Origin of the sequence: Alkalicoccus saliphilus, assembly GCF_003044065.1 — a bacterium.
GTDB classification, from domain to species: Bacteria; Bacillota; Bacilli; order Bacillales; family Salisediminibacteriaceae; genus Alkalicoccus; species Alkalicoccus saliphilus.
Window position 1 is genome coordinate 21,576 of the sequence record NZ_PZJJ01000017.1, and the last position, 23,104, is coordinate 44,679.

19 protein-coding genes are annotated in these 23,104 nt (G+C 46.4%); 7 read left to right on the forward strand and 12 right to left on the reverse strand.

Going from position 1 to position 23,104, the window contains the following annotated elements; all coding sequences use genetic code 11:
* Positions 1 to 61: 61 nt before the first annotated feature.
* Positions 62 to 3,511, reverse strand: a complete 3,450-nt coding sequence (gene pyc / locus C6Y45_RS10760; protein WP_174703883.1) for a pyruvate carboxylase — start codon at positions 3,509 to 3,511, stop codon at positions 62 to 64.
* Between the two features lie 982 nt (positions 3,512 to 4,493).
* Between pyc and C6Y45_RS10765 the strand changes: the two genes are divergently transcribed.
* The 7 genes from C6Y45_RS10765 (at position 4,494) to C6Y45_RS10795 (ending at position 12,466) form a co-directional block, all read left to right on the forward strand.
* Positions 4,494 to 5,771: a DUF1343 domain-containing protein gene (locus C6Y45_RS10765; protein WP_107585269.1), complete on the forward strand. Its 1,278-nt coding sequence runs from the start codon at positions 4,494 to 4,496 to the stop codon at positions 5,769 to 5,771.
* A gap of 297 nt (positions 5,772 to 6,068) precedes the next feature.
* Positions 6,069 to 7,046, forward strand: a complete 978-nt coding sequence (locus tag C6Y45_RS10770) for an N-acetylglucosamine kinase (RefSeq protein WP_107585224.1) — start codon at positions 6,069 to 6,071, stop codon at positions 7,044 to 7,046.
* A gap of 6 nt (positions 7,047 to 7,052) precedes the next feature.
* Complete coding sequence (gene murQ / locus C6Y45_RS10775) at positions 7,053 to 7,967, forward strand: N-acetylmuramic acid 6-phosphate etherase (protein WP_107585225.1); 915 nt, start codon at positions 7,053 to 7,055, stop codon at positions 7,965 to 7,967.
* Between the two features lie 71 nt (positions 7,968 to 8,038).
* Positions 8,039 to 9,439: an ABC transporter substrate-binding protein gene (locus C6Y45_RS10780; protein ID WP_425427865.1), complete on the forward strand. Its 1,401-nt coding sequence runs from the start codon at positions 8,039 to 8,041 to the stop codon at positions 9,437 to 9,439.
* 323 nt (positions 9,440 to 9,762) lie between these two features.
* Positions 9,763 to 10,656, forward strand: a complete 894-nt coding sequence (locus tag C6Y45_RS10785) for a carbohydrate ABC transporter permease (RefSeq protein WP_107585226.1) — start codon at positions 9,763 to 9,765, stop codon at positions 10,654 to 10,656.
* 54 nt (positions 10,657 to 10,710) lie between these two features.
* Positions 10,711 to 11,556, forward strand: coding sequence for a carbohydrate ABC transporter permease (locus C6Y45_RS10790; protein ID WP_107585227.1), 846 nt, complete (start codon positions 10,711 to 10,713; stop codon positions 11,554 to 11,556).
* Positions 11,557 to 11,620: 64 nt separating this feature from the next.
* On the forward strand, positions 11,621 to 12,466 hold the full coding sequence (locus tag C6Y45_RS10795) for a MurR/RpiR family transcriptional regulator (RefSeq protein WP_107585228.1): 846 nt from the start codon (positions 11,621 to 11,623) through the stop codon (positions 12,464 to 12,466).
* A 113-nt stretch (positions 12,467 to 12,579) separates the two neighbouring features.
* On the opposite strand, the gene C6Y45_RS10800 is transcribed toward C6Y45_RS10795, so the two are convergent.
* The 11 genes from C6Y45_RS10800 to ureG all read right to left on the reverse strand — a co-directional run bounded on the left by C6Y45_RS10800 (position 12,580) and on the right by ureG (position 23,064).
* The gene (locus C6Y45_RS10800; RefSeq protein WP_107585229.1) at positions 12,580 to 13,062 is read right to left on the reverse strand and encodes a quercetin 2,3-dioxygenase; all 483 of its coding nucleotides are present in this window, start codon (positions 13,060 to 13,062) and stop codon (positions 12,580 to 12,582) included.
* A 370-nt stretch (positions 13,063 to 13,432) separates the two neighbouring features.
* Positions 13,433 to 13,660 (reverse strand): hypothetical protein, encoded by a 228-nt coding sequence (locus C6Y45_RS10805; RefSeq protein ID WP_107585230.1) that lies wholly within the window; start codon positions 13,658 to 13,660, stop codon positions 13,433 to 13,435.
* 717 nt (positions 13,661 to 14,377) lie between these two features.
* Complete coding sequence (locus C6Y45_RS10815; RefSeq protein WP_107585232.1) at positions 14,378 to 16,045, reverse strand: glycoside hydrolase family 13 protein; 1,668 nt, start codon at positions 16,043 to 16,045, stop codon at positions 14,378 to 14,380.
* Positions 16,042 to 16,728, reverse strand: coding sequence for a YesL family protein (locus C6Y45_RS10820; protein WP_107585233.1), 687 nt, complete (start codon positions 16,726 to 16,728; stop codon positions 16,042 to 16,044). The genes C6Y45_RS10815 and C6Y45_RS10820 overlap by 4 nt, the downstream gene beginning before the upstream one ends.
* 21 nt (positions 16,729 to 16,749) lie before the next feature.
* The gene (locus tag C6Y45_RS10825) at positions 16,750 to 17,571 is read right to left on the reverse strand and encodes a carbohydrate ABC transporter permease (RefSeq protein WP_107585234.1); all 822 of its coding nucleotides are present in this window, start codon (positions 17,569 to 17,571) and stop codon (positions 16,750 to 16,752) included.
* Positions 17,571 to 18,431, reverse strand: a complete 861-nt coding sequence (locus C6Y45_RS10830; protein ID WP_107585235.1) for a carbohydrate ABC transporter permease — start codon at positions 18,429 to 18,431, stop codon at positions 17,571 to 17,573. Before C6Y45_RS10830 ends, C6Y45_RS10825 begins: the two co-directional genes overlap by 1 nt.
* A 90-nt stretch (positions 18,432 to 18,521) precedes the next feature.
* Positions 18,522 to 19,823 (reverse strand): ABC transporter substrate-binding protein, encoded by a 1,302-nt coding sequence (locus tag C6Y45_RS10835; protein ID WP_245922643.1) that lies wholly within the window; start codon positions 19,821 to 19,823, stop codon positions 18,522 to 18,524.
* Between the two features lie 119 nt (positions 19,824 to 19,942).
* Positions 19,943 to 20,935, reverse strand: coding sequence for a LacI family DNA-binding transcriptional regulator (locus C6Y45_RS10840; RefSeq protein WP_107585236.1), 993 nt, complete (start codon positions 20,933 to 20,935; stop codon positions 19,943 to 19,945).
* Between the two features lie 253 nt (positions 20,936 to 21,188).
* Positions 21,189 to 21,527: a hypothetical protein gene (locus C6Y45_RS10845; RefSeq protein ID WP_107585237.1), complete on the reverse strand. Its 339-nt coding sequence runs from the start codon at positions 21,525 to 21,527 to the stop codon at positions 21,189 to 21,191.
* Positions 21,528 to 21,637: 110 nt separating this feature from the next.
* Positions 21,638 to 22,453 carry an urease accessory protein UreD gene (locus C6Y45_RS10850; protein ID WP_107585238.1) on the reverse strand — a complete coding sequence of 272 codons (816 nt, stop codon included), beginning with the start codon at positions 22,451 to 22,453 and terminating at the stop codon, positions 21,638 to 21,640.
* The gene (gene ureG, locus C6Y45_RS10855) at positions 22,450 to 23,064 is read right to left on the reverse strand and encodes an urease accessory protein UreG (RefSeq protein WP_107585239.1); all 615 of its coding nucleotides are present in this window, start codon (positions 23,062 to 23,064) and stop codon (positions 22,450 to 22,452) included. Before ureG ends, C6Y45_RS10850 begins: the two co-directional genes overlap by 4 nt.
* Between the last annotated feature and the right edge of the window lie 40 nt (positions 23,065 to 23,104).

The window sequence follows — 23,104 nt, forward strand, 5'->3', positions numbered from 1 at the left end:
ATGTTTTCGATCTGCTGCATTTTTATATAATTACCGCCGCGTCTTCTGGATTAAAAATTTCTCAGGAGCCGAATTCAATTAATAAATCACCCGTTGCAATGGTGTCGCCGTCTGTTACGCAAACTGCCTTGACTTCTCCATCAAATGGAGCCTGAACGGTCGTTTCCATTTTCATCGCTTCCGTAATCATCAGATGATCGCCTTTTTTCACTTTTTCCCCGTCTACAACTAATGTTTTCACGACGGTTCCAGGCATGGAAGCTCCTATTTGATTAATATTTTTCTTATCGACTTTCGGTCGTTCATTCACAGCGGCAGCTACATTCTGATCTTTAATGTTTACTTCCCGCGGCTGGCCATTCAGTTCAAAATAAACGATTCTTGTCCCATTGTCCTGCGGTTTTGAAATAGAAATGAGTTTTACAATTAACGTCTTTCCCTGCTCTATTTCAACTTCAATTTCCTCCCCGAGCCGCAGTCCATAAAAGAACGTCGGGGTATCGAGTACCGTCACGTCTCCAAACTGCTCCCTAAAGCGTTCAAACTCCATATACACTTTTGGGTACAACGCGTAGGACAATAAATCGTGGCTCGTAATCTGACGGTCGACCTCTTTATACAGTTCTTCCTGAAGGTTGTGAAAATTGACTTCTTCCATATTTTCGCCCGGGCGGTTCGTAATGGCGCGGCGTCCTTTTAAAATAATTTGCTGCAGTTTTTCCGGAAAGCCCTGGTACGGCTGTCCGAGCTGGCCCTGAAATAATTCCACGACAGAATCAGGAAAATCGAGGCTCTCTCCTTTTTCAAAAACATCTTTTTCTGTCAGCTCATTTTGAACCATGTATAAGGCCATATCCCCCACCACTTTGGAAGAAGGAGTGACCTTGACGATGTCACCAAACATATCATTGACTCTACGGTACATTTTCTTCACGTCATTCCACTGGGAACCAAGGCCGACGGCTTTAGCCTGCTGCTGCAGGTTGCTGTACTGACCGCCGGGCATCTCGTGTTCATACACTTCGGTGTGGGGAGAATTCATCCCGCTTTCAAAACCTTGATAGTACTTTCTCGTATAATCCCAGTACTCATTCAGCTCTTCAATTGCTTTGATGTCCATGTCCGGCTGGCGGCCGCTTCCTTCCAGTGCGTAGTACAAACTGTTCATACTTGGCTGGGAAGTCAGTCCGGCCATCGAGCTGATCGCCACATCCACAATATCGACTCCTGCTTCAATAGCTCTTGCGTAGGTAAAGATACCGTTCCCGCTCGTATCGTGCGTATGCAGATGAATAGGAATGGAAACGGTGTTTTTAAGTTCCCCTATCAGCTGATAGGCCGCTTCCGGCTTAAGGAGGCCCGCCATATCCTTGATCCCAAGAATATGAGCCCCGGCTTCTTCCAGGCTTACAGCCATGTTTTTATAGTAATTTAAATCATACTTCGTGCGGGAAGCATCCAGTATATCTCCCGTGTAGCAGATCGAAGCTTCCGCCACCTTCTGTTTGTTCCTGACTTCATCAATGGCGAGCTGCATCCCTTCAATCCAGTTCAGGGAATCAAAAATGCGGAAAACATCCATTCCCGCATCGGCACTTTTTCCGATGAATTCTTTGACGACGTTATCCGGGTAGTTTCTGTACCCGACGGCATTGGAAGCGCGCAGCAGCATCTGCATGAGGACGTTCGGCATTTTTTCCCTTAACAGAAGCAGCCGTTCCCACGGATCTTCGTGCAGGAACCGCATGGAAACGTCGAAAGTCGCGCCTCCCCACATTTCCGAAGAAAACAGCTGCGGCAGAAGATGCGCTGTCGGTCCAGCCACTTTCTTCAAATCATGCGTTCTCACTCTTGTAGCAAGAAGTGACTGGTGAGCATCGCGGAACGTAGTATCTGTCAGCAGCACCTGCGGCTGACTTTTCACCCATTCGGCCAGCCCCTCCGGTCCGCGTTCGTCCAATATCTGCTTCGTTCCGTCTCTCGGTACTGTCCCCTTTTCGACAGCAGGCACAGGCGGCTTATCCAGCACCGGCTTCCTCATTTTCTCGAGTCCCGGATAGCCGTTCACGATCGTTTCCCCGATAAAATTAAGCATTTTTGTTCCCCGGTCTTTTCGTTTAGGAAAAACAAACAGTTCCTGCGTGCTGTCAATAAACGACGTGTTGTAATCTCCGCTCAGAAAATCTTTATGCTGAACGAGGTTTTCCAGAAACGGAATGTTCGTAATAATACCGCGTATGCGGAATTCCCTTAAGTTTCGCAGCATTTTTGCCGCCGCACCTTCAAACGTTAAAGACCAGGTGGAAACTTTAACGAGAAGTGAATCATAGTGAGGAGAAATCACCGCCCCCTGGAAGCCGTTTCCGGCATCAAGCCGCACGCCAAATCCGCCGCTGGAACGGTACGCCATAATTTTCCCTGTGTCCGGCATAAAGTCATTTGCGGGATCTTCTGTCGTTACACGGGACTGAATCGCATAGCCGAACGTTTTAATATCTTTCTGCTCCGGCATATTTAATTCTTCGCCATGAATGGATTTTCCATCGGCAATATAAAGCTGGGCCTGCACAATATCAAACCCGGTAATCATTTCGGTAACGGTATGTTCCACCTGAATTCTCGGATTCACTTCAATAAAGAAAAATTCTCCATGAGGATCGACGAGAAATTCCACCGTGCCTGCATTAACGTAAGCGATGTTCCTGCTGAGCTTCACGGCTGCTTCACAGATATCTTCCCGGAGATCTTCTCCTAAAGATACGCTTGGAGCGATTTCCACTACTTTCTGATGCCTTCTTTGAACGGAACAGTCTCTTTCGTACAAGTGCACGATATTTCCGTGTGTATCTCCTAAAATCTGGACTTCAATATGTTTCGGGCTTTCTACAAATTTTTCTACGTAGACTTCGTCATTTCCAAACGCTGATTTTGCTTCGGACTTTGCCCTGTCGTATGATTCCGACAGAGAAGCAGCGTCCCGGACGATTCTCATCCCCCGTCCCCCACCGCCAAGAGTTGCTTTAATGATGAATGGATAGCCGTGAGCTTCTGCAAAAGCCTCGACCTCTCCCAGACTGTCGACCGGCCCATCACTTCCCGGAATGACAGGAAGCCCCGCTTCGATAGCTGTGCTGCGTGCTTTTACTTTGTCTCCAAACATATTTAAATGTTTTGTTTCCGGCCCGATAAAAATAATTCCTTCTTCATCGCATCGTTTTGCAAACTCAATATTTTCAGAAAGGAACCCGTACCCGGGATGGATCGCATCTACATTGTTTTCTTTCGCTGTCGCAATAATATCTTCAATGTCCAGATAGGCATCAATTGGCTTTTTATCTGCTCCTATTAAGTATGCTTCATCGGCTTTATAACGGTGAAAGGCACCCGTGTCTTCTTTCGAGTAGACAGCTACCGTACGGATATGCAGTTCGGTGCACGCTCTAAAGATTCGTATAGCGATTTCACCCCGGTTTGCAACTAATACCTTTTTAATATTATTCAGCTGGCTCATTATATTCCTCCCGTATTCATTTTATAAACAGAACGAATTTCACAGTGCCTGTCAGCATTTAAACACACGAATAACCGATGAGATCTCCTGTTGCAGGACGAACGAAGGAGTGTTTTTCTTTAATCATCAACGAACTTCAGCACAGCGTCCGTATTTTCCCACCGTTGAAACACACCTTTAATGGTAGCTATTTTAAAGTTCACTGTTAACGGCTGGAGGAAAACTTCGCTGACCGGCCTGCCTTGGAGGAGCTTTAACAGAGCCATTCATGTAGATTATTGCACCATCATAGGTGAAAACAGTCTTCTCTATCGTTCGTTTTACATTCCCTGTTTTTACTTCAATAAATAAAAAGACGTGGTCTTTTGACCGGAGGCTGGAGGAGACATGGAGGGACTCCAGAGCGATGAAGGCCGAGCCGAAGATCCATTCCAACCGACTACAGGAGGGTGGAATTAGCTGAGGCCGGCCCGCTCGGAAAGCCTCTCCGTGGAAACGAAAGCGGACGACGGAGGAATGTATAAAAACGATTCTACAAATATTTTCTTTGCTGCAAAGGTTGTATACAGCATAACATGACCTGCTTCAACTGACATTCTTATTTATGATTCAGACGCCCTGTTTTCTTTTTTCTGCTCCCATTATGAAAATTTTTATGCTGCATTTTTCGTCCACTAAAAAGAAAATATTACCAGGAACAAAGTATGGGAACAAGAGTAATTAAAAGAAAATTATGTATTTTCTGCTCATTTCATTTTTAAATCACCGGTTCTATAGTTAAGGCAAGTTCCGGCAGATACTGTTTTGTTTCAGGAAGGCTCCTTTCAGACACATTACGTAAAAGCTAAACAGAAATATATAAAGCCCGCGGGAAGAAAAATCAGTTGCTGCATCACAAATTGTATAATCAGATTCTGCCGGACAAACATACCCTTAGAAAAGGAGGAGCAGCAAAAAATTTTTGAAAGGTGGTTTTACGTTTATGAAAAAACGCTATGTTGCTTTACTGCTGGCTGCAGTTATGGTTTTGTCCAGCTTTACCCTTGCTTTTGCGCAGGGTAATGGAAGTTCCCAGGGCCAGGGAAATAAGGAAGGACATAAGAAACAATTTCAGCTCGGGGTCGAAGTACTTCTTGAGGATCAGTTTGACGTTATTGAAGGAAAAAATGTCGGGCTTATTACGAATCCGACCGGTGTAGACCGCAGCCTGACGAGCATTGTTGATCTCCTTCATGACGACGACCGTGTCAATCTCGTTTCTTTGTACGGTCCGGAACACGGCGTGCGCGGGGATGCCCAGGCAGGAGACTGGGTGCCTTTTTATACGGATGAAGTGACTGACCTTCCAGTTTACAGCCTCTACGGTGAAACACGCCAGCCGACGGCAGAGATGCTTGAAGGTGTGGATGTGCTTTTGTTTGATATTCAGGATGTCGGCACTCGTTTCTATACTTATATTTACACCATGGCCTACGCGATGGAAGCCGCAGAAGAAAATGATATTGAATTTGTCGTACTGGACCGTCCGAATCCATTAGGAGGACTCGACGTGGAAGGACCGGTTCTTGAAGATAAGTACAGTTCATTTGTCGGACTTTACCCGATTCCTCTCCGGCACGGAATGACTGTTGGTGAACTTGCTCTTTACTTCAACGAAGAATTCGATATTCATGCTGATTTGACCGTTGTTGAAATGAACCGCTGGAACCGGAGCTTCACGTACGACGACCTGCCGCTGGAGTGGGTGGCTCCTTCTCCAAACATGCCGACAACCGATACAGCTTTTGTTTATCCAGGAGCGGCACTGATTGAAGGAACGAACGTTTCAGAAGGCCGGGGTACGACAAAGCCTTTTGAATTTATCGGGGCTCCGTTTATGAACAGTACCGAGCTCAGCCGGGAACTGAATGCTGAAGACATCGATGGCGTTACGTTCCGTGCAGCTTCCTTTACACCAAGCTTCTCCAAACATGCCGGTGAGCTTTCCCACGGTGTGCAGATTCACGTAACCGATGCAGAATCTCTGAACAGCGTGGAAATGGGACTTCATCTCGTAAAAAAAATCCACGATCTTTATCCGGAAGACTTTGAATTCCGGGAAGAAAATGAATCGGGTATTTCTTTTTTCGATCAGCTGATCGGAAACGGAGAAGTCCGTTCCCAGATTGAAGAGGGATTGTCCGTTGAAGAAATAATGGCAGACTGGGACGAAGAGATGGCCGATTTTGAGGAAAAACGTCAGAACTACCTGCTTTACTAAACTCATACGTTTTTTCTGCCCCGGGGAACTGCTTTCAGCGTTCCGGGGCAGTTTTTTTTGATTCATATGTGATGAATTCTGCGGCCCGCCGGAGGAAACGACGACGGCCTGTAACTGCTGAAATATTTTCAAGACAGCCTTATAATTCAGCAGCCCAGCTCAATAATGTATTTCTTCGTGTACCACTCCTGTTCTATATTTCACTTGTTGAAATTTTATTACATTATATTAAATTAATATTGACATAATAATTCAAAATTCATATACTTTACTTATATTTAACGATGGAGGAAATGAATGGAATATGTCATTGGAATCGACGGAGGCGGAACAAAAACTTCCTGTCTGTTTTACCCAGCAGATGCTCCTCCGCCTGTCGGCAGAAAACCGCCCCTGCTGATTACCGGCGAAGGAACAAACCCCCACGTAATCGGATGGGAAAAAATGCAGGACCGGCTGGTGGAGCTGCTCCAGCGGGGAATGGAGAAATTTCAGATCCCTCCCTCCCGTATCCGGGCAGTATGCTGCGGACTTGCAGGTGTGGGGCGTCCCGACGATCGTATCCGGGCGGAAGCGAAAATCCGGCAGGGTGCTTTACAGCTTCTTTTTTCGGAAAATTCAATTATTTTTGTGGAATCGGATCTTTTCGCTGCTCTCCACGGCGCCCTCCCTCCCGACAAGCAGGCCGGAATGCTTCTCATAGCCGGGACAGGATCCAATGCAATTGCCCGAACTGCTGAAGGAGACATTTTTCGGAGCGGCGGATGGGGCCATCTTCTCGGTGACGAAGGAAGCGGTTATCAAATAGGCCTGCAGACTTTGCAGCATGCAGCAAGGGCTTACGATTACCGGGAGGAAGAGGGGTTACTTTCCGAAATGATTCTTGAAAAAATGAGCTGGCAGAATCTGCGGGAAATGGTTGCTTATATGTACGAAAAGAAACCGGACAAAAAAGAAATTGCCGCTTTCGCCCCACTCGTTATGCGGGCGGCGGACAATGGGGACAAAACAGCGCTCCGAATTTTACGGACCGCTGCCGATGAACTGCTGCTGCATATAAGAAGCCTTCAAAAACGAAGTTCCGAATTTACTGAAGCAACGCCGGTTGCGACAACCGGCTCCATTATTACTCATTCCCGTATTGTACATACTTATTTTCAGCAGGGCCTGAAAGATCAAAAGCTGGGAAAATTCACACCCTCTTCCGGTACACCGGCAGAAGGAGCGGCTCTGAAAGCCCAGCAGCTTTATGCAGACTATAAAAAAGCCAGGTGATGCGTGATGGAAAAAGAACTGTCCGGATTAACTACAGAGAGCAGAAATCCCGGGAGCATGAATTTAAGTGAACTGCCAGTCCCTGATATTCTCCGCCTGATCAACAACGAAGATAAAAAAGTCGCCTCTGCGGTGGAAAATGTACTGCCCGAAGTGGAGCAGGCCGTAGAGCTGATCTTCGACTCCCTGAACCAGGGCGGCCGCCTGTTTTATGCCGGTGCCGGAACAAGTGGACGTGTCGGCGTAATTGATGCTTCGGAATGTCCTCCTACCTTTTTAACTCCGCCGGAAATGGTCCAGACTATCATGGCCGGCGGGACAGAGGCCTTCACTGAAGCAGTGGAAGGGTCCGAGGATAATGAAGGGCAGGGGATAAAAGATCTCCAGTCGAAAAAACTGACCAATAAAGACGTTGTGGTCGGAATTACAGCAAGCGGCCGCACCCCCTACCCTATCGGGGCATTGAAGTACGCCCGGGAAGTCCGGGCATCGACTATTTCACTTTCCTGTAACTCCGGTTCTGTTATCAGTCCGCTGGCAGACTGTGCTATTGAAGTTATTGTCGGCCCGGAAGTTCTAACAGGATCCACGCGTATGAAGGCAGCGACAGCTCACAAAATGATTTTAAATATGTTCAGCACTACAGTAATGGTTAAGCTCGGCAAAGTGCACGAAAATTTGATGGTGGACGTCCATGCGAGCAATCATAAACTGAAACAAAGAGCTATATATATTGTTTCAGAGATTACACAGGCTTCATCAGCTGAAGCAGAGGAAGTCCTCCGCCGGGCCGAATGGCAGGTTAAACCTGCGATCGTCATGTATGAAGCGGGTGTTACGTTTCCAGCAGCCCTTCAGGCTATCGAAACCGGAAAAGGCTTCGTCGGAGAAGCTGTCGCTTCAGCCAAAAAAGAGGTCTGATACACGTTGAAACCGTCTGTTCATACAGGCGTTTCATATATAAAATCAACTATTTCAAAGGGGGATTTACGTTGAAAAAGCCATGGAAGAAAATGCTGACCGCAGGGATTACTGCCGGGATTGCACTCGGTACGCTTGCTGCCTGCGGCGGGGATGCGGAAAATGAAGGCGCTGACAGCAACGGTGACAACAACGCGGCTGGTGCAGAAAATAATACGTCAGAAGGTAATTCCGAGGGGAACGGTGCCGGCGAAGGAAATGGAGAAGTTTCCGGAGAGCTGGAAATTCAGTACTTTGTCGGCGGTTACGGGGACTCCTGGTGGAAAGAAGTAATCAGTGACTTCCAGGAAGAATATCCTGACGTAACGATCATAGAACAGGCGGGGCCGAACATCAACGATGAAATGCGCTCCCGCTGGGTATCCGACGATCCGCCTGATGTCGTGTATATCGACGGTGCCGGATCCAGTGAAACACAGATGGTGGAAGACGGCCAGCTGATGGATCTGACCGATTGGCTGAGTGACGTGGAAACAGCAGACGGCGAGCAGCTTTCCGAAAGCTTTATTGTTGATCCTGCCACTTACGACGGACAGATCCACAGCCTGCCGCTCGTTTTCGATACGTGGGGCACATGGTACAACAGCGCCCAGTTTGAAGCTGAAGGATATGACGTTCCGGAAGACTTTGACAGCTACATGGATACCATGGGAGAGATTCAGGATAATGAAGGAATTGCCCCATTTGTTACAACCGGTCAGCACCCTTATTACTTCCTCCGCGGTGTTTTGACTCCGGCATTCGGTGCAGCCGGCGGTGATGAACTGCTTGCTGATATCGTCACTGGTGAAGAAGGCGTCTGGGAACGGGAAGAAGTGGTTGCCCAGATGGAAAAGGTAGCTGATATGCAGGAAGCCGGCTACATTGACGAAGGATTCGGTGCCTATAACCATACCCAGTCCCAGATGAACTTCCTTCTTGGAGATAATGCATTTATCCCGGTTGGTTTCTGGCTGCCGAACGAAATGGAAAATGACACCCCGGAAGACTTTGAATTCGGCTTTATTCCTTCCCCGATGCAGGATGAAGGGGAACCGTTTGCGATTGTACCGGATCTCCGTCCACTGGCCATTGCAGAAAATGCGGATAATCCGGATGCAGCTAAAGCATTTGTGGAATTTGTTTTCACCCAGGAATACGCCACCCTGTTCTCTGAACATACCGGGGCGATTATGAACCTGGAAGGCGTTGATCTATCAGAAAATGAAAACGTTCCGGACTACCTGATCGAAGCTAATGAAATGATCAACGATCCGGATCAGGTGCAGATCTACAACCGCCCTCATCCGATGAGTGCCGACCTGGAAACACCTCTTGGCGATTCTCTGACTGCTCTTATGCTCGGTAACATTACAGTGGATGAATTTATTGAAGACGCAGAAGAAGCAACTGCTGAATACCGGGGAGAATAACTCCCTGTATCCGGGGATGCAGAGGCAAAGTATCGTCTTTGCTTCTGCTCCCCTTTTATTATTTAGCTCCGGCTTGTTTTTGACAATGTCTGCGGCTCTTTACACCTGCCGCGGAGATTAAAAGATCCCGCAGTGCGCAGCCCACCAGAAGCGTTCCTATACGGGAAAACGGTCGAAAGCGAAGTTTTTCACGAGGCATCAATAGTTCACTTCAACATAGAGTATTGTTTCTGTCAGCGTCATAAAAGAACTTAAGAAGAAAACAGTTTTTTTATGACTACATATTTTACTCACGCTGAATGCGACAGGAGAGAAGGGATCAGATGGTACAGACCAAAAAACAAAAGTATTTATTTTTAGCTTTCTGCTTAGTCCCGACGTTTTTACTGTTTGCTGTTTTCACATTGTATCCTTTATTCAGCGGACTGTATTTTTCCTTCTTCAGCTGGTCCGGCTCTGCAGCAGACCGCGAATTTGTCGGTATCAGCAACTATATCCGGTTATTTAACGACAGCATTATTCCAAGAACAATTCTGCATGATTACTTCCTCGTCGTCACGAAAGTTATCGGCATCATGGCGCTTGCGATGTATTTTGCTGTCGCAATTATGCAGATGAAAATTAAAGAAGCTCCTTTTTACCGGATCATTTTCTTTTTTCCAAACATCATGTCCGTTGTCGTCATCGGGATTCTCTGGATGTTTATTTACAATCCGAGCCTCGGTCTTATCAACTCAGGCCTCGAAGCTGTCGGGCTGGAAAACTTGACCCGGCCGTGGCTTGGAAGCGAAACATGGGCACTACCTGCGATCGTCCTCCCCTCCATCTGGGCAGGTATCGGCCTGTTCATGCTGATGCTGATGGGAGGCATCGGTACAATTTCCAAAAGCTATTATGAAGCGGCCGAACTCGATGGAGCGAGCGAATGGCAGCAGTTCTGGAAGGTTACCGTCCCCCTTTTGTGGCCGCAGATAAAAGTGTCTGTTCTGTATATCGTTATTACAACACTGAACGGCTCCTTTATTATCGTGCAGATTATGACAGGAGGCGGACCAAACAACTCGACTCATGTGATGGGGTCCTATTTGTACCAGCAGGCATTTGAGCAGTACAACTTCGGTTACGGTGCGACAATCGGCGTTATGATTCTCGTCCTTTCCCTCCTCACCGTCTTTCTTCTGCAGCGGCTCCTGCGCAGGGAAAAGGTGCAGTACTGATGCTTTGCTACGAAAACTGCCGCATATGCTTTCGGCTATTAGGAGGTTACTACTGTGGAACAAGAGCCAAAAGGTAATTTGCTGACCCGCATCATCATACGCCTTCCTTTAATTATCTGGTCCATTGCTGTATTATATCCTATCACGTGGATGATTCTCGGAGCGTTTAAAACAAACGCCGAAATATATGCAAATCCGTGGGGACTGCCGGAATCATTTAATTTCCAGAACTTTTTCGATGCATGGAACAACTATAATATCGACCTCGGGGTGTTCAACAGCCTGTTTGTTACCGTACTCGGTACACTTCTTGCCCTCGTTCTTGCCGTGCCGACATCCTATGCTCTGGAACGGTTGAATTTCCGGGGGAGCACAGTATTATTCAACCTGTACATTTCAGCGATGATGATACCGATGGTGCTCGGCTGGATTCCACTCTTTTTCCTTTTAATGAGTATTGGAATGCTTGATAATCTGTTTGGACTCTCCATCGTTTACGCTGTTTCCCAGCTGCCGTTCAGCATTTTCGTTTTAACTACTTTTATGGGATCCATTCCGAAAGAACTCGAAGAATCTGCATCCATCGACGGCATGTCCCCGTATGGTATTCTATGGAAGATCATTACTCCGCTTTCCATGTCAGGGATCATTACCGTTACTATTATGAATGCTATTCAGTTTTGGAACGAATATTTTATGGCACTCATTTTTCTTCAGTCACGGGAAAATTATACACTCGGTCTTGCAGTCGATTTTATCAGCCGGGAAGCCGTCTACACGAATGCATGGGGTACGCTGTTCGCCAGCTTAACTATCGCTATTATCCCAATCATTATACTTTATGCAATCTTCCAACGCCGAATTTCGAAGGGAATGACGGAAGGTGCTATTAAAGGATGAACAATCACCCGAAAGGAGGCGGCGGACTATAGTAAGCAGCAAATCTTTCTCAGGCGGGCTGACTATGCTGCAGGAAATCCAGCATAAGCTCCCTCCTTCCGAGAAAAAAGTCGCAGAATTTATTATCAGCAGCCCGCATCACGCCATCAGCCTGACAGCCACACAGCTCGGGGAAGAAAGCCGTACGAGCAGTGCAGCCGTTATCCGGCTCTGCAAATCTCTCGGTCTGAAAGGACTCCCGGATTTGAAACTGCGTGTATCCGGGGATCTTCAGAAATCTCCGGAAATTCAGTACAGCAACATTGAACCCGGTGAAACCCAGCAGGCGATCGTTGATAAACTGACGAATAACGCTGTCCATGCGCTGCAGGAATCAGCAGAACTTGTTAATTATGAGTCACTCGCCCTGGCCGTGGAAAAACTGCAGAAGGCGGAAAAAATCCACTTCTTCGGAGTCGGGGCTTCCGGAATTATTGCGCAGGATGCCCGGCAGAAGTTTCTCCGCATGAACAAGGCGGTCTCGTCCTTCAATGATGTCCATAATGCCGCTATGTATGTAGCTAACGCCGGAGAACAGGACGTCGTTTTCGGCATCTCCTTTTCCGGTGAAACGTTTGAAACTTTGAAAATGCTTCAGCTTGCCAAAGCGCGCGGAGCTGCAACGATCAGTCTTACCCGATACGGCAGCTCTACGATTGCCGACACTGCGGACATCCCATTGTTTATTTCGGCAACCCGGGAAGTGCCTGCTCCTTTCAGAAGCGGCGCAACCTCCTCCCGGCTCGCCCAGCTTCATCTCATCGATATTTTATTCGTGAGCGTGGTTACGGATCAGTACGAAGAAGCCTCTGATTATTTGAAGGAAATCAAATCAGCGATGGACTTTTTGAAAAAAGGGCAGAAGCCTTAAACTGCCTGGAGTTAACAAACATCCATCTCATCTATGGGACTGGGTCGTCCGGAACAATAAGAAAAGACCTCTGAAAACTCAGAGGTCTTTTCATGTATTTCACTTTATTTTTTTCATGGCTCCTCCAATACTTCAACACCGTACTCGAGCGCCAGAGTGAGCAGCTTTTCCATATCGGTTGCCACATCATCCGGCGGCAGTTTGTACCCGGCCGCCGGCACACTGCAGTCAATAAACAGCTTTTCCAGTCCTGCCGGCACGAGCATAGTGATAATTTTGGCAGGCTTGGAATTTTCGATTTTATACATATGAGCAATATCCCGCGGAGCAAAAACAAAAGTGCCCGGCTTGGCTTGGATGTTTTTTTCGCCGATTATAAACGTGGCTTCCCCTTCCAGCACATAAAAATACTCGTCTTCGTTATGGTGAATGTGCATCGGGGTGGCGAAATCAGGCGGGTCAATTTCTTCGAGCAGACTGAAAGCCCCTCCTGTTTCTTCACCCTTCGCTTTCACTTCCATTAAGGATCCTAAGAACCAATACTTTTCCCCTTCCCCGCTGGCCAGCGCAAATGCATGATTTAGTTTCTCCACCATGGTCCACTACCTCCTATCCCGGAATTTCGATACCGTATTCCTGAGCAGGTTTCGTCCTCTTTTTACTGCAGAACATAATGTTTCAGGACGATGGACGTCTTCCTTACTTTAAAGAATTTTTCAGTGGGGTAGTTTTCTTTTCCTCCTTTCCGTTAAGATACTTCGGATGAAGGCTGCTCTTCATATGTATATCCACTTGTATTTTCACCTTCAATTATACTCCCAGCCATAAAAATATTCTATATTTTCAGAATTTTTTTTCATAGTTATTCACTGATTTACAGGAGTCAGTCTGCATTTATGAACTGATACTAAAAAGCATCCGCTCCATCTGAAACGAGTGCTTTTTAATGCATGGCAAGGCGGCTGCTCATATAAGTACGTTCAACAGGCCGAGTGTAAGCCAAAAAGCGGCAAACAGTCCGTACACCCAGCGGACACGGCGGACATGCTTTCCAATTTCTTCTTCCGGCATGAAAGCAAGCAGCGCAAACAGCCCTGCCAGAACAAAGTGTCCTACGGAAAAAGGTACGTCCATAATAATAAACAAAATAAGAAAAATTCCTACTGCGGCAGAAACGATCGTTTTAATCCGCATAGCTGCTCCCCCCCCCTCCTTCTGCCAGATTATCATATTATATAAGTTTGGGAGTGCTAAAAATAGAAACCCACCCTTCAGACCGCTTTGCTCCAGGGGGAACGTACGTGGTCTGCAGAATAATGATATTCAACAGCACCACCTGAAATATAAGGGATCAAGCACGACTTCGCACAAACTAAACCCTGTCAGATAAATCCCGATTTGACAGGGTTTCAGTTTGTTGATTAAATGATCAGTAGAGAATATGTCTTCCAGTTGTTGTATAAGCTTCTTCTCTTACCAAGTCTGCCGTGGAACTGGTCTTCAGCTGTTTGGTCCTGTGCCGTGGTCTGACTGCGCTTATTCCCATCGGCGTCTCCGTCGTTTCGGAGGGAAAATCATCTCTTTATCGAAGAACATGGTTTTAAAAGAGAAATTTTTCCCCGCAGAAAACTTTTTTCTGATTTCCCCGCAGCAGCCGCAGGGACGACTCCTGGGCGATCAAGGACGAGGCGAAGATCCATTCCTTCCAGCCTATAGATGGAAGGAATTAGCTGAGCCCGTCCCGCCCGGAAAGCGTCCCGGGAGGCGAACGCAGGGGAGCTTCTATCTCTACACGCAAGAACACTTTACCTACAGCCTAAAACCCTGTCAGATAAATCCCGATCTGACAGGGTTTTAAAATCTCGATCCGGCTCCACTCGTGCATGAATCTTTTGAGACAGCCTTCTCTCGTTATACAAGCTCAATAACTGCTGTTTCGAATGGACGCAGCTCCAGACGGGCGTCTGACAGGTTAATCCCTTCATAATTGCCGATGATTTTTTCTCCGGCACTGCATTCCATATCGTAAATTTCGGCCTGGTCTGAAAAATTGCCGATCACAAGTACTTCTTTTTCCGGAAGGCAGCGTTTGTAGGCAAAAATATTCGGGTAGTTTTCCGACGCATTTTCAAACGTGCCGTGAACGAACAGATGAGCGTGCACGCTGTTTTTACGAAGATCGACGAGATTTTTATAGTAATAAAGCAGCGAATCTGCGTCCTCGAGCGATTTCTCTACGTTAATGTGCGTATAATTATCGTTTGCTTTGAGCCATGGATCTGCAGAGGAAAAACCTCCGTGTGTTTCTCCGCTCCACTGCATCGGCGTACGGGAATTGTCCCGGCTTCTATTCGTTACAAGTTCATAGGCTTCTTCTTCCGGTATCCCTTCCCGGAGAGCGGATTCGTACTGGTCGATAGTAGACAGATCATCGTATTCACTGATGGAATCGTAGCGGACGTTGGTCATCCCGATTTCCTGTCCCTGATAAATAAAAGGTGTCCCCCGCAGCAGGAAATAAATCGAAGCCAGAAGCTTTGCAGAAGTTATTCCACGGTCTTTTTCCGGGATAAACTTGTTCAGGGAGCGCGGCTGGTCGTGGTTTTCAAGATAAAGAGCACTCCATCCTGTTTTATTCACAATTTCCTGACTTGCACAGACAGCATCTTTAAAGTCCTCCAGGTTCCAGGACCTGGTACGGTACCACCGGCCGGAATCATCAATATCGAGATCCACGTGGTCGAATTCTATCAGCATGCTGAAATAGCCGTTTTCACCGATAAACTCCGGAAGCTCCTCTTTTGTCACGCCTGGCGCCTCTGCCACTGTAAGGGCATCGTATACATCAAATGCTTCCTCTTTCAGTTCCTGCAGAAACTCTCCGATTCCCGGATTATTCGGTTTTACGACGGCCGTTCCGTCGTCGGCATCCGGAGTAACATCTTCAAACGTCTGCGGTTTTTTGATGAAGGTAATTGCATCCACCCGGAAACCCGCAATTCCCTGCTCGAGCCACCAGCGCACCATACGATACAGTTCCTGCCGCAGCTCCGGATTTTCCCAGTTCAAATCCGGCTGTTTTTTTGAAAAGGAATGAAAGTAGTACTGGTTAGTATTTTCTTCGTACGTCCAGCATGAACCGCCGAAAATCGCCCGCAGATTGTTCGGAGGCGTTCCATCTTTTTTTGAATCCCGCCATATGTACCAGTCTCTCTTCGGGTTATCCCTGCTGCTTTTGGATTCAATAAACCAGGTGTGTTCATCGGAAGAATGATTGATCACAAGATCCATTAATATTTCAATGCCTTTTTCTTTTGCCTTTTGAATCAGCCGTTTCATTTCTTCCATCGAACCGAATTCTTCGGCAATATTTTCATAGTCGGCAATATCATACCCGTTATCATCCATCGGCGACTGATACACCGGGCTGATCCAGATAACATCAATTCCGAGACCGGCCAGATAATCCAGCTTTTCTATAATCCCCGCAAGATCACCGATCCCGTCTCCGTTTCCATCGTAAAAGCTTCTGGGATAAACCTGATAAACAACCGAGTTCTGCCACCATGTCTCTGTCATCCTATCCCTCCCTGGGAAGCGCCGGCTGCGCTTACTTTTGTGTAGTATTTATAAAAGAATGAAAATACAAGAAATGCAGTAATTGACCCACTAAAAAACAGAAGAAGAAAAACGAGGCTGTTCACGGACACATAAAAAATCAAAAAGCTTGCTCCGAATATCATAAGCGACAGCCGGATATTTCCAAACGTGAGGATAAACGCTTTTTTAAACAGCTCCTTCAGCTTCACATCGTAGTGGGCCTGTAGAATAAAAAAGTAAATTGTTACAAGAATGAGCGGAACAGCAAGACCGAGGAAAACAAATTGAAACAGAACGTTCACCCCGTAGAAGTAGTAGTAGTCCACCGCCCATACGAGCCATATCAGTGTCAGAATTATCCCCCCTGAAACGCTCTGCCGGTAGCCTTTCGCCAGATGAACAATAAACTGCCTGGCCATACTCCGCGGTTCTTTTTCCATTACCATATCCCTTACCGAACTGAATAAAGCAGCAGTTGCCGGAAAAAAGAAAAGAGGCAGAAGCAGTGCGGAAGCTGCAAAGAGCTCTATTTCCAGACCGGAAGCACTGCCGGTCAGCACCATCGCTCCGAGAAGAAGGACCGGTATGCTTACGATCAGCCACATCACATTTAGTACAGCAAATTTCGCTGTCCAGTCAAAAAAATTATGAAATCCGTTCACTGCCGCCACCTCATTTCTTTATTATTTTACTGCGCCTTCCGACACGCCTTTAATGATCTGCTTCTGCGCAAAGAAGTAAAAGATTATAACAGGAATGATCGCAATCGTCAGACCTGCAAGAGCCAGATGCCACTGTCTCGTGTATTCCCCGAAAAAGGAGAACATGCGGAGAGGAATTGTTGCTTCCGAACTGCTCAGTACGAGGGACGGAAGGAGGAAGTCATTCCAGATCCAGATAACATTCAAAATAGCTACTGTGACGGAAATCGGCTTCAAGAGCGGGAAAATAATATACCAGAACGTCTGGAATTTATTCGCGCCATCGATTTTCGCTGCTTCATCCAATGTCAGCGGAACGCTTTTCATGGCTCCGTGATAAAGGAAGATCGCCAGACTGGACCCAAATCCAAGATACATAAAGATAAGACCGCCGCTGTTGAGCAGGTTCATCGATCCGAAAAAGGACGTCAGCGTGATCATAACTGCCTGGAATGGAATCAGCATGGCAGCGACAAATACTAGAAGAATTGCATTACTCGTTTTACTTTTATTTCTTGCGAGGGCGTAGCCCGCCATCGAAGAAAAGATGATAATAATGATAATACTTACTGTTGTAATCAGTGTGGAATTAAAAAGAGCATTTAAGAAGTTCAGATCGATATAGGCCTGCACAAAGTTATCCACTGTTGCTTCACTTGGAAGGCCGAGAACATCTTCAAACATTTCACGGTTTGTTTTAAAAGCGTTGACTACCATTAAGTAAAAAGGAGAAACCCAGACGAGCGCCAGGAGAATACCGAGTATTTCCAGCACCGGCAGCTTCTTTTTTCTTTTCTGCTCCATTACATCTCGACCTCCTTTTTCTTATTGTAGTAAACCTGGGACACCGCGATAATAGCTACAAATACGAAGAAAATAATAGCCTTTGCCTGACCGTAAGCCATTTCGTTACTGCTGAAGGCTGTATAAACAATGTTCATAGCAACCATCTCTGTGGAGTTGAATGGACCGCCGTCTGTCAGTGCCAGGTTCTGGTCATAAATTTTAAACGATGTAGACAGTGTCAGGAACATGCTGATTGTAAAAGCAGGCGCTACAAGCGGAAATGTTACGTTACGAAAACGCTGGAAAGGACTGGCTCCATCCACTTTCGCTGCTTCCAGAAGCTCCTCAGGAATGCTCTGTAAGTATGCAATATAAATAATCATAATGTAACCGGCCAGCTGCCAGGTTGTCAGAATGACAAGGCCCCAGAAACCGGTTGTCCCAGTTGTCAGCCATCCGTCCAGTCCGGCAATACCTAGAAGATCGCCGAGATCGGAAAATACACCGATGAAAATAAACTGCCAGATAAAACCAAGAATCAGACCACCGATCAGGTTCGGCATGAAAAAGATTGTACGCAGCAGGTTACTCGACTTCAGCTTCTGCGTTACGAGAAGTGCCAGGCCAAGTCCGAACACATTCAAAAGAACGACTGTTACAACAGAAAACTGAATTGTAAACCAGAGCGAACTGAGAAAGCGTCCATCGTCGAGAAGCCGCAGGTAATGCTCCAGTCCAAGAAAATTATTAAAGGTCAGGCCGTTCCAGTCGGTAAAAGAGTAGAAAAAACCGGCGAGAAGCGGAATAACAACTACCGCTCCCAGCGCAAGAATTACCGGGGCAAGGAAAAGCCAGAAGGTTAAGTCTTTGTTTCTCATCAGTAAGCCTCCCAACTTCGCTAAGAATTTATTTTGAGAAGAAGAAAGGATGTATCAGAGTCTCTCTCCATACATCCTTTCATGCTTTTTTTATCGACTGCTCTCCCACTCCTGGGTTCCAGCTTCCAGTACATCTTCCCAGTCTCTTTCACCGGCAAGGTACTCCTGAACATGGGCACCAAAATCATCGCCCCATGCTGTAGGGTAGCCGAGGAAAATCCATCCGATTGTGTTTTCTTCCAGTGAGTATTCGTAAATATCACGGGAAAGTGGAGAATTGATATTTTCCGGTTCAAAGTTTTCATGCGCCGGGATAAAGTTCAGCTGTTCCTGTACCACTTCGATCCCTTCCTCAGATGCATACATCCAGTCAAAGAAATCTTTGGCAGCATCAATTACTTCCTGATCAGTCTGGCTGTTGATCACCCAGTAGTTCGGAACGCCTACCGGCACTTTTCCTTCTTCGCCTTCCAGTGGAATAGGAAGGATGCCTACGTTTTCTTCTGCAAATTCAGGATCCATCTGCTCAAGCGTCGGGTGAATCCAGTCTCCCTGCTGGATCATTGCTGCATCTCCAAGAGAGAAATACTGCTCCACCTGCTGGGAATAGTCCATGTTGAGGACCGGCTGAATAGAATATTCGTTCTGAAGATCAAGCATGCGCTGCATTTCATCTCCACGCTCAAACTGTACTGTGTCGCTTTCGTAAGCTTCCATCACATCGTTGTTAAACTCCGGTGCAAGGTACACGTTTGCCAGGTGGTTCCCCATTACCCAGGCTTCTGATCCCGGCAGTGCAAATACTCCTTCGATTCCAAGCTCTTCCTTCTGGGAATCCAGTGTCTGAACAGCTTCCTCGAGGTCTTCATAGGAAAGAATTTCATCCGGGTTGATTCCTGCTTCTTCAAACACCTGCTTATTGTAAATGAAGCCGTAGCCTTCCTGGTTAAAAGGAATACCGTAAACAGTGTCGTCCACCGTAATGCCGTCCAGTGTTCCTTCAAGCGCCGTATCGGTTGCTGCAAGGTCAGTTACGTCCTCTGCATAGTCCTGGTAGTCAGACAGTTCGGAAGGACCTGCCAGACTGAACACGTCCGGCTCATCCCCGGAAGAAAAGCGGGAACGAAGGGAAGTGAAGTAGTCAGATCCTCCTCCGACCGCCCCGAATTCAATCTGTACGTTCGGGTTTTCTTCTTCATACTGTGCTGCCATTTCAAGAAACTGATCGCGGAATTCTACTTTCCCCTGAAAAATATCGATTGTTATCTGTTCTCCGTCGCCGGAGCCTTCTCCATTGCCGCCATTGTTTCCGTCTCCTCCACATGCTGCAAGAAGTCCAAGAGAAGCTGCACCTGCCATTAATGTCATCATTGTCATTTTAGTTTTCTTCAATTTAATTTCCCCCTTATTGTTTTGAAATCGGTTTCAAATCATTTCAAAAAAATATGTTTGATTTAACTTAAGAAAAGTATAGAACATATTGGAACCGGTTTCAACACTTTTTTTGAATTTTATGTGGATTCTCTTTTTACGAGTTTTATAGGAAGTTCGTACTCCAGCTGCTCCAGCTTTTCACCTTTAAAAAGTTTAATGATCAGCTCCGCTGCCAGGCTTCCCATTTCTTCAATCGGCTGGTGGATAGTGGAGAGCTGCGGCGACGTAAGCAGACAGAGCGGCTGGTCGTCAAACCCGAGTACTGCAAGGTCCTCCGGTATTTTTACTCCGTATTCTCTTGCGGCAATCGTCATTCCCGCTGCTACTTCATCACTTCCCGTAAAAATAGCATCCGGTTTGTTGTCCATCTCCGTTATTTTTTTCATGACGGTCCGCCCGTCTTCTATACTATGCTGATCAATAAATACCCACTCCGGGTTGATCGACAGCTGTTTTGCCTCCATTGCTTTCCGGAAGCCGGTGTTTCTGTCTCTGTCTTTTCCTTCATCTGCAAATAATCCGCCGGTACAGTACGCAATATTTCTGTATCCTTCCTCCAGAAGATGCGTCACACCGGTAAACGCAGCATCTTCTTCGCTGATACGGACGATCGGCACATCATCGATGCGCAGGTACTCGTTACAAAAAACGATCGGCCCGTATTCCAGGTACGGCCGGATATCTTCCACGCTGTTTGCTACCGTCGTTAAAATCATGCCATCAACCTGTTTCTGCTTTAAAAGATCGAGAAATTCAAATTCTTTCTGTTTGTCTTCTTTACTTTGAAAGAAAATCACCCGTATATTGTGCTCGGCAGCCTTTCGTTCAATCGCATCCATTAAATAGGAGAAGTAAGGATTTACGACACGATGAACGACGAGACCTACAGTCGTATTAAGCTGACCGCGCATTCTCCGGGCGGTTGGATTCGGCGTGTAGGAGAGTTCTTTCATTGCTGCAAGAACTTTTTCCCGTTTTTCCTTTGATACGTGCGGATGATTATTAATAACTCTGGAAACTGTTGCTTTGGAAATACCGGAACGCTTTACAACATCAGATATTGTTGCCATGTGATCCCTCCCTCCTTCATGAAACCGGTCTCACTATATATTAAATATAGCACATTTGTATGCGGTTTCAACAACTTTTCCCGAAAATCTTGTTTTTCATTTTTGGTTTCATGAAACTAAAATTCGTTCTGCTTCTGTTCACACGAGATTTTTCCACCTTTCTTTATTCCGAAAAACAGCAAAAAGCTTCAGAACAGCCAGCGTCCTGAAGCTTTTATTATGCAGTCGTACAGCGTTTTTACAGATCAAAAAATTATTCCACAGCTTTTTTATCAATATAACCGTCTGCTTTTTTTATTTCTTCCAGCACTTTCTGCTTGTACTCTTCAGTCGTATGAAAGGAAAGCAGGTAGTTTGGATAATCTCTGTGGCCCGATCCCTTTTCCCGCCGGAGTTTTTTAAAGCTGCTGAACATCGGGGGATTCCCGGATGTACCTCCGATATAACCGGTAGGGATAATCTCTGTACCAGGCTCTGCCTCCTCCCCCATTTCTTCGAGGTAAACATCGGTAACATGATACTTTAAAAGGCTTGATTTCAATGATTCAGCTGCATTTTCATTCTTTAAAAATACATTCATGTGAATAGACATTGTATTTCCCCCTTTCTTTAATGGCGACCGTAGTATCACTTACCAGTCTTTACCCATAATAAAGCTTTTCTTAACACACGGGGAAGAGAGGGTGGAAGCTGTATGTTCGGTTAATATTTTCTCCAGCGGATGATGTCTTTTTGAAGAAGACGGCTTCTAATTTCATCATGTGCTTTATAGATCAGTTCTTCGAGAGTTTTTGTATTTTGAGCGAGGATTCGCAGCATAAATCCTTTTACCGGAAGTTCCGATATTCCAAAGCGTGCTTCAAGATTCATTTTCTCCAGCAGATCACATACGCTTTCGATGAATGCTTCATCCACCTTCTCATGGATTACCATCAGCATCCCTGCGTGGGAATAGCCCTCCATCTGCATTAAGCCGCTGATGCTTTCATCCGGTTCCAGAAAAAGGTGGTCAAAAACGACAAGCCTCCCGTTTCGATAGATTTTCAGCCGGGAGCGTATCCAATCGTAGCTGAACGCTCTCCCATCCTCAGCCCACCCTGGAGTCATCATATCACTGTAAATCAGCCGGGCTCCTTCTTCCATATAGACATCCGTCTCCTGCACAAACCGCGCTTTTTCATAAGCGATCAGTGGATCCGGCATGTATTCGACGAGACTGTTCTCCTCCATATGTATAGAAGTTTTCTGGACTACCGGCTCTTTCGGTGTTTTGTAAACTTTTGTGTGGGACTGGGTAGTGACGGAAACCTCCGCTTCTTCCGCTGCATGGATCTTTGTCGTATAAACGTCTCCATCCACGTAGCCTCCTCCCACATGAATCATGTAAACAGAAGGAGCATGTTCATCAAGATAAACAGGACGGGTCAGCTTTAATGCCCCTTCATAGTAACAGTGGGAGAGAATCGTTCTTTCTGCTTTTTTTTCTGCTTTCAGCTCCATCGCTCCTGTCAGGTTCATGTCTCGAGTCCACTGAGAAGCGCCTGCTCCTTAAGCCATTTAACGACTTCCTCCACTCCTTCATTATCTTTCAGATTTGTGAAAACAAACGGTTTGTTACCCCGGGCATTTTTCGTATCGCTTTCCATTACTTCCAGACTGGCGCCGACGTAAGGAGCAAGATCCGTTTTGTTAATAACGAACAGGTCAGACTTAATCATACCCTGGCCGCCCTTTCTCGGAATTTTTTCTCCTTGTGCAACATCGATTATATAAATAGAAAAGTCAACCAGTTCCGGACTGAAAGTAGCTGCGAGATTATCTCCGCCGCTTTCGACAAAAATCAAATCGAGATTATCATGACGGTCGTGAAGTTCTTCAATGGCCGCAAAATTCATGGACGCATCTTCCCGGATAGCTGTATGAGGACAGCCGCCTGTTTCTACACCGACCACACGATCCTCCGGCAGTACGCCGTTTTTCATCAAAAACTGGGCATCTTCTTTTGTATATATATCATTCGTTACTACTGCCATACTCAGTTCCTCGTGCAGTGCACGTGTCAGTTTCTCTACAAGCATTGTTTTTCCTGCTCCTACTGGTCCTCCGACTCCAATTCGAACTGTACTCATTCTACCGCCTGCTTTCTGTTTTGTTTTCAGGCTTTACAGA

Bases quoted from the DNA above. Each gene is read 5' to 3' on its own strand.
- C6Y45_RS10770 (WP_107585224.1), top strand. From the start codon at position 6,069: ATGGAATATGTCATTGGAATCGACGGAGGCGGAACAAAAACTTCCTGT.
- C6Y45_RS10805 (WP_107585230.1), bottom strand. From the start codon at position 13,660: ATGCGGATTAAAACGATCGTTTCTGCCGCAGTAGGAATTTTTCTTATT.
- C6Y45_RS10825 (WP_107585234.1), bottom strand. From the start codon at position 17,571: ATGGAGCAGAAAAGAAAAAAGAAGCTGCCGGTGCTGGAAATACTCGGT.
- C6Y45_RS10840 (WP_107585236.1), bottom strand. From the start codon at position 20,935: ATGGCAACAATATCTGATGTTGTAAAGCGTTCCGGTATTTCCAAAGCA.
- C6Y45_RS10795 (WP_107585228.1), top strand. From the start codon at position 11,621: ATGCTGCAGGAAATCCAGCATAAGCTCCCTCCTTCCGAGAAAAAAGTC.
- C6Y45_RS10785 (WP_107585226.1), top strand. From the start codon at position 9,763: ATGGTACAGACCAAAAAACAAAAGTATTTATTTTTAGCTTTCTGCTTA.
- C6Y45_RS10765 (WP_107585269.1), top strand. From the start codon at position 4,494: ATGAAAAAACGCTATGTTGCTTTACTGCTGGCTGCAGTTATGGTTTTG.
- murQ (WP_107585225.1), top strand. From the start codon at position 7,053: ATGGAAAAAGAACTGTCCGGATTAACTACAGAGAGCAGAAATCCCGGG.
- pyc (WP_174703883.1), bottom strand. From the start codon at position 3,511: ATGAGCCAGCTGAATAATATTAAAAAGGTATTAGTTGCAAACCGGGGT.
- C6Y45_RS10850 (WP_107585238.1), bottom strand. From the start codon at position 22,453: ATGAACCTGACAGGAGCGATGGAGCTGAAAGCAGAAAAAAAAGCAGAA.
- C6Y45_RS10815 (WP_107585232.1), bottom strand. From the start codon at position 16,045: ATGACAGAGACATGGTGGCAGAACTCGGTTGTTTATCAGGTTTATCCC.
- ureG (WP_107585239.1), bottom strand. From the start codon at position 23,064: ATGAGTACAGTTCGAATTGGAGTCGGAGGACCAGTAGGAGCAGGAAAA.
- C6Y45_RS10800 (WP_107585229.1), bottom strand. From the start codon at position 13,062: ATGGTGGAGAAACTAAATCATGCATTTGCGCTGGCCAGCGGGGAAGGG.
- C6Y45_RS10830 (WP_107585235.1), bottom strand. From the start codon at position 18,431: ATGAGAAACAAAGACTTAACCTTCTGGCTTTTCCTTGCCCCGGTAATT.
- C6Y45_RS10845 (WP_107585237.1), bottom strand. From the start codon at position 21,527: ATGTCTATTCACATGAATGTATTTTTAAAGAATGAAAATGCAGCTGAA.